This window comes from Terrisporobacter muris, from assembly GCF_024621905.1.
Taxonomy (GTDB): domain Bacteria; phylum Bacillota; class Clostridia; order Peptostreptococcales; family Peptostreptococcaceae; genus Terrisporobacter; species Terrisporobacter muris.
On sequence record NZ_JANKBY010000216.1, the window covers coordinates 1 to 6213 of the forward strand.

At 32.5% G+C, this 6213-nt stretch carries 5 protein-coding genes; all 5 read right to left on the reverse strand.

All coding sequences use genetic code 11. From position 1 onward, the window contains the following. Nucleotides 1–100: 100 nt before the first annotated feature. A complete protein-coding gene (gene gpmI / locus NSA58_RS14160; RefSeq protein ID WP_074079852.1) occupies nt 101–1630 on the reverse strand; it encodes a 2,3-bisphosphoglycerate-independent phosphoglycerate mutase in 1530 nt (509 codons plus the stop codon). Nucleotides 1631–1633: 3 nt separating this feature from the next. After that, nucleotides 1634–2389: a triose-phosphate isomerase gene (gene tpiA / locus NSA58_RS14165; protein ID WP_039679219.1), complete on the reverse strand. Its 756-nt coding sequence runs from the start codon at nt 2387–2389 to the stop codon at nt 1634–1636. A 22-nt stretch (nt 2390–2411) separates the two neighbouring features. Then, the gene (locus NSA58_RS14170) at nt 2412–3614 is read right to left on the reverse strand and encodes a phosphoglycerate kinase (protein ID WP_074079851.1); all 1203 of its coding nucleotides are present in this window, start codon (nt 3612–3614) and stop codon (nt 2412–2414) included. A 246-nt stretch (nt 3615–3860) separates the two neighbouring features. Continuing rightward, complete coding sequence (gap, locus tag NSA58_RS14175) at nt 3861–4868, reverse strand: type I glyceraldehyde-3-phosphate dehydrogenase (RefSeq protein WP_039679217.1); 1008 nt, start codon at nt 4866–4868, stop codon at nt 3861–3863. Nucleotides 4869–4920: 52 nt separating this feature from the next. After that, nucleotides 4921–5952: a sugar-binding transcriptional regulator gene (locus NSA58_RS14180; RefSeq protein WP_039679216.1), complete on the reverse strand. Its 1032-nt coding sequence runs from the start codon at nt 5950–5952 to the stop codon at nt 4921–4923. Between the last annotated feature and the right edge of the window lie 261 nt (nt 5953–6213).

Here is a 6213-nt window from a genome sequence, read left to right on the forward strand (position 1 = left end):
GATCTTTTTATAATTTTTGTTTTATAGTTTTGCTAATAGACTAATTTTAATCTATTATATTATAATATTTATAAATTTTCATTATACATTTGAATGAAAACTATTTACTTATTAATGATTGACCAGTCATTTCTTCTGGCTTTTCTAAATTCATCATATCTAATATAGTTGGTGCTATATCAGATAATCTACCACCACTTTTTAACTTAGAGTTTTTATATTCTTCTCCTGTTAATATAAGTGGTACTGGGTTAGTTGAATGTGCTGTTATAACTTTTTTAGTTTCATCGTCTATCATAACCTCAGCATTACCATGGTCTGCTGTTATTATAGCACTACCACCTACTGAATTTAATTTATCTACTAATTTACCAACACAATCATCTACTGCTTCTATAGCTTTAACTGCTGCTTCCATAACTCCCGTATGACCAACCATATCAGGATTTGCGAAGTTAACTACTATAAAGTCGTATTTATCTTCATCTATTTTTGCCATAACTTTTTCAACTAGTTCTGGTGCAGACATTTCTGGCTGTAAGTCATATGTTGCAACCTTTGGTGAAGGTATTAATAATCTATCTTCACCTTCGTTTGGCTCTTCCACACCACCGTTAAAGAAGAATGTTACGTGAGCATATTTTTCTGTTTCAGCAGCTCTTAATTGAGTTTTGTTATTCTTAGCTAAGTACTCTCCTAAAGTATTAGCTAGTGATGCTGGACCAAATGCTATATGCACGTTTGGTATAGTTACATCGTATTCTGTTAAGCATACGAAGAAACATTTTATTGGAGATTTTTCAAATCCACTAAATTCATCACTTACTATAGCTCTAGTTATTTCTCTAGCTCTATCTGGCCTAAAGTTGAAGAATATAACTGAGTCTCCATCATTTATTTTTCCAACTGGCGCATTATCTTTAGTTATAACAGTTGGCATGATAAACTCATCGTTATTTCCTGATTTATATGAGTTTTCTACGGCTTCACTAGCAGAAGAAGCAGTTTCTCCTTCTCCTAAAGTCATAGCATTATAAGCTTTCTCAACTCTTTCCCATCTTTTGTCTCTATCCATTGCGTAGTATCTACCGCTTACTGTAGCAAATTCTCCACATCCTATCTCTTCAATGTATTCTTCTACTTCTCTTACATAGTGGATAGCACTTTGAGGATCTGTATCTCTACCATCAGTAAATGCATGAACGTAAACTTTCCCTACGCCTTGTTCCTTAGCCATTTTTAATAAAGCTTTTAGGTGATCTATATGTGAATGTACTCCACCATCAGATAATAATCCCATGATGTGTAACGCTTTTTCTTTACCATTTTCCATAGCTTGGCATAATACTTCATTTTTAAAGAAGTCGCCATCTTCTATTGATTTTGTTATTCTAGTTAAATCTTGATAAACTATTCTTCCTGCACCTATGTTAGTATGACCAACTTCTGAGTTACCCATTTGACCATTTGGAAGTCCAACATCAAGACCACTAGCATTTATTAATGTATTTGGATATTCTTCTATAAGTCTTTTTATATTAGGAATGTTTGCTTTATCTATAGCACTACCTTCCTTTTTAGTTGTATGACCAAATCCATCCATTATGATTAAAGCTACTGGTTTTTTCATTAACTATTTCACTCCTTGATAATTTACAAGTGCCATATAATCAGCTGGTTGTAAAGATGCTCCACCAACTAATGCACCGTCTATGTCGCTTTGTCCCATTATTTCTACAACATTTCCTGGTTTAACACTTCCACCATATTGTATTCTAACTTCATTAGCTAATTCTCCATATAAAGAAGCTATTACTTCTCTTATGTAAGATATAACGTCGTTAGCCTGCTCAGCAGTAGCAGTTTTTCCAGTTCCTATTGCCCAAATTGGTTCATAAGCTATAACTACTTTTGCTAAATCTTCTGCTTTAACATTAGCAAGACCTGCAACAACTTGAGTTTTAACAACATCTTTAGTTTTGTCAGTTTCTCTTTCTTCTAACGTTTCACCACAGCAAAGTATTGGATCTATTCCAACTTCTAAAGCTTTTAATACTTTTTTGTTGCAAGTTTCATCAGTCTCATTGAAGTATTCTCTTCTTTCTGAGTGACCTATTACAACATAGTCCATATCTAACTCTTTAAGCATTGATGGAGATACTTCTCCTGTGAATGCTCCATTGTCTGCAAAATGCATATTTTGAGCACCAATTTTTACATTAGTACCTTTTGTAGCTTCTTTTAAATCTTTTAACATAGTGAAAGGTGCACATATTACAGCATCTACACTTTCATCATTTAATTTGCCCTTTATATCATTAACAAATTCAACAGCTTCTGCTATTGTTTTATTCATTTTCCAGTTTCCCGCAATAATAGGTTTTCTCATGGTTATTCCTCCACCTTCAATATTATTTGTTATCTAAAGCAACTATTCCTGGTAATTCTTTTCCTTCTAAGAACTCTAGTGATGCTCCACCACCAGTTGAAACGTGAGTCATTTTATCTCCGAATCCTAGTTGGTTAACAGCAGCAGCACTATCTCCACCACCGATTACAGTTGTAGCATCTTCTAAGTTAGCCATAGCTTTTGCTATTGCTAAAGTACCTTTGGCGAAAGCTTCAAATTCGAATACTCCCATTGGTCCATTCCATACTATTGTTTTTGAATTGTTTACAACATCAACAAATTTAGCTTCTGATTTAGGTCCTATATCAAGTCCCATATGACCTGCTGGTATGTTTTGATCTTCTGTGACAACAACTTCAGCATCAGCAGCAAATTTAGAAGCTGCTCTTGAGTCAACTGGTAATAAGAAGTTAACACCTTTTTCTTTAGCTTTTTCTAACATTTCTTTTGCGTAATCAACTTTATCTTCTTCACATAAAGAAGTTCCTATTTCGTATCCTTGTGCTTTTAAGAATGTGTAAGCCATTCCTCCACCGATTATTATGTTATCAACTTTTTCTAATAATTGATTTATAACTGCTATTTTGTCAGATACTTTTGATCCTCCAAGTATAGCTGTGAAAGGTCTTACTGGATTTGCTACTGCTTCTCCTAAGAATTTTAATTCTTTTTGGATTAAGTATCCACAAGCTCGCTCAGATAAGAATTCTCCAGCACCTACTGTTGAACAGTGAGCTCTATGAGCAGTACCGAAAGCATCATTTACAAATATTTCTGCTAATGAAGCTAATTCTTTTGAGAAGTTTTCTTCGTTTTTAGTTTCTTCTTTTCTATATCTAGTGTTTTGTAGTAATACTACATCACCATTTTCCATTTTTTCTACAGCCGCTCTTGCATTTTCCCCAACAACATTATCATCAGCAGCAAATACCACTTCTTTACCTAACATTTCAGATAATCTAGCAGCAACTGGTGCTAAAGATAATTCTGGTTTAGGTTCTCCTTTTGGTTTTCCCATGTGTGAGCAAAGTATAACTTTAGCCCCATTTTCTATTAAATATTTTATAGTAGGAAGAGCTCCATTTAATCTATTTTCATCAGTTATTTTTCCATCTTGTAGTGGAACATTGAAGTCACATCTTACTAATACTTTTTTTCCGCTTACGTTTATATCTTCGATTGTCTTTTTGTTTAACATTGACATGGTACAATCTCCTTTCAGTATAATTACTCCGTCTCTATTATATATCTTTTCATACTATTTTGTATATATTATACGCACAATTTTATATGAATTATGTTATACTATTCCCTATTTCGTATATCATTTTTAATTTAAGGTTTAATTTTATATGATTATTGATATATTAGTCATATATCAAAGTAGAATTGCTAATAAAAAAGTCCTGAGCCCGTAGTATAAAACTACAAACCCGGACTTTATGTCATACTATTTAGCTAATTTAGCAAAATATCCTAATGTTCTTATTAATTGAGAAGTGTAAGACATTTCGTTGTCATACCAAGAAACAGTCTTAACTAATTGTTTTCCGTCTACTTCCATAACTCTTGTTTGAGTTGCATCGAATAATGAACCGTAGCTTATTCCTATTATATCAGAAGATACTAAGTATTCTTCAGTGTATCCGAATGATTCGTTAGCAGCTTCTTTCATAGCAGCGTTTATTTCTTCTACTGTTACATTTTCTTTTAATGTACAAACTAACTCAGTTAATGAACCAGTTACAACTGGAACTCTTTGAGCAGCTCCGTCTAATTTACCTTTTAATTCAGGTATAACAAGCCCTATAGCTTTTGCAGCTCCTGTAGTATTAGGAACTATGTTAGATGCAGCAGCTCTAGCTCTTCTTAAATCACCTTTTGGATGAGGGCCATCTAAAGTGTTTTGGTCATTAGTGTAAGCATGTATAGTAGTCATAAGACCTTTTTCTACACCGAATTTATCGTTTAATACTTTAGCCATTGGTGCTAAACAGTTAGTTGTACAAGAAGCTCCTGATATAACTGTTTCAGATCCATCTAATATATCTTGATTTACGTTGAATACTACTGTTTTAACATCTCCACTTGCTGGTGCAGATATAACAACTTTTTTAGCTCCTGCTTCTAAGTGAAGACCAGCTTTTTCTTGAGAAGTAAAGAATCCAGTACACTCTAATACTATATCAACTCCAAGTTCTCCCCATGGTAAGTCAGCTGGGTTTCTTTCAGCTGTAACTTTTATTCTTTGTCCATTTACTACGAAAGCTCCATCTTCAACAACTATTTCACCGTTGAATCTTCCTTGAGCTGAATCATACTTAAATAAATGAGCTAATGTTTTAGCGTCAGTTAAGTCGTTTATTGCAACAACTTCAAACTCTTCTGTTTGCTCCATTAATTTTCTTAATGCTAATCTACCTATTCTACCAAATCCATTAATTGCTACTTTAACCATTTGATATACCTCCTATGTGGTGTAATTTTCATTATATTTTTTACTAGGCAAGCTAGTTATTTACAGTAAGTTCAAGAATTTTTCTTGCACTATCTTCATCTGTAACAAGAACTAAATTCTTGTTTAGTTTGGAAATTGGAATAAAAGCTTCTGCCTTTTTTCTCCCCGCAAATACAGCTATAGTCTCTCTTTTATTTTTGAAAGATTCCATATCAATCCCCACTGTATTTAACTTGTAAACAATTTCCCCTTTTTTATTAAAATAATGACCAAAGGCTTCACCTATAGCTTCTTTGTCCATTATCTCTTTTGCTTTTTCATCTGATAATTTTCTTCTTTTTACCATCTCATCAGCTCGGCCAATACTAAATACTAGCACATTGGAATTTTGTATTAATTCTAGTGTTTTCTTTATTTCTGGCTCTTGTGTAAGCGTCTTTATTGATGCCTCACAAAGCTCATCTGGTATATTTAATAACTTATACGTTGAGTTTATATTCTTACTTACTTCCGCTACTACATTATTTGATTGTGTCTCAATATCAAGACCAACACTGCCTCTTGCTGGAACTACTACTGTAGAGCTAAATTTTTTATCACATTTAATTGATTTAGCAAATTCAAGCATTGTACTTCCACCAGCAATGGAAACTATGTCATCATCTTTAAGTATACTTAAAAAATACTTTGAAGCTCGTTTTCCAACATCTTTTAGTAAGCTGTTGTTTTGTTCATAGCTACCAGGTATTAGCAAGACTTTTTTTATTCCTAAAGCAAGTCTAAGCTCTTCTTGAAGAGAATTAATTCCCATTACATCATTCATGCTATCTTTTAGAACATTTAGTATTTCTTTACCTTCTTCAGTAATAGTCATTCCTTTTAAATTTACATCTATAAGACCTTGATTTTTTAAAAGCTCTGTTTCTGATCTTATTATTCTCTCTCCACTTTGAAGATTTGCTGCTAAAGCACGTCTTCCTATTGGTTCACTTAAAGATATCTCCCTTAAGATCAAATATCTCTTTGTCATAATGTCGATAACTTCAGGAATCAATTTTTGCTGAATTTTTAATAAATTTTTCATTATTACATCCTCTTGATTTAATAACCGGGACTTTTAATGTCCCTTACGTTTATTTTGTGTCCCACAAGATAATTTTATTGTACTCTACTGAAAACCATTTTTCAAGTAATTTTTTCTATTTTCTAAAGTAAATTTTTTTTAACTTTTGACAAAAAAATGCCCTTAATATCTATATTTTATTTTATCCTGCAAAAAGCATTTTATCCTTTTTTACAAAGATGAGTATTCTACTATTTTACAATTTTTTTATTATATTTAATT

Bases quoted from the DNA above. Each gene is read 5' to 3' on its own strand.
- gpmI (WP_074079852.1), bottom strand. From the start codon at position 1,630: ATGAAAAAACCAGTAGCTTTAATCATAATGGATGGATTTGGTCATACA.
- tpiA (WP_039679219.1), bottom strand. From the start codon at position 2,389: ATGAGAAAACCTATTATTGCGGGAAACTGGAAAATGAATAAAACAATA.
- NSA58_RS14170 (WP_074079851.1), bottom strand. From the start codon at position 3,614: ATGTCAATGTTAAACAAAAAGACAATCGAAGATATAAACGTAAGCGGA.
- gap (WP_039679217.1), bottom strand. From the start codon at position 4,868: ATGGTTAAAGTAGCAATTAATGGATTTGGTAGAATAGGTAGATTAGCA.
- NSA58_RS14180 (WP_039679216.1), bottom strand. From the start codon at position 5,952: ATGAAAAATTTATTAAAAATTCAGCAAAAATTGATTCCTGAAGTTATC.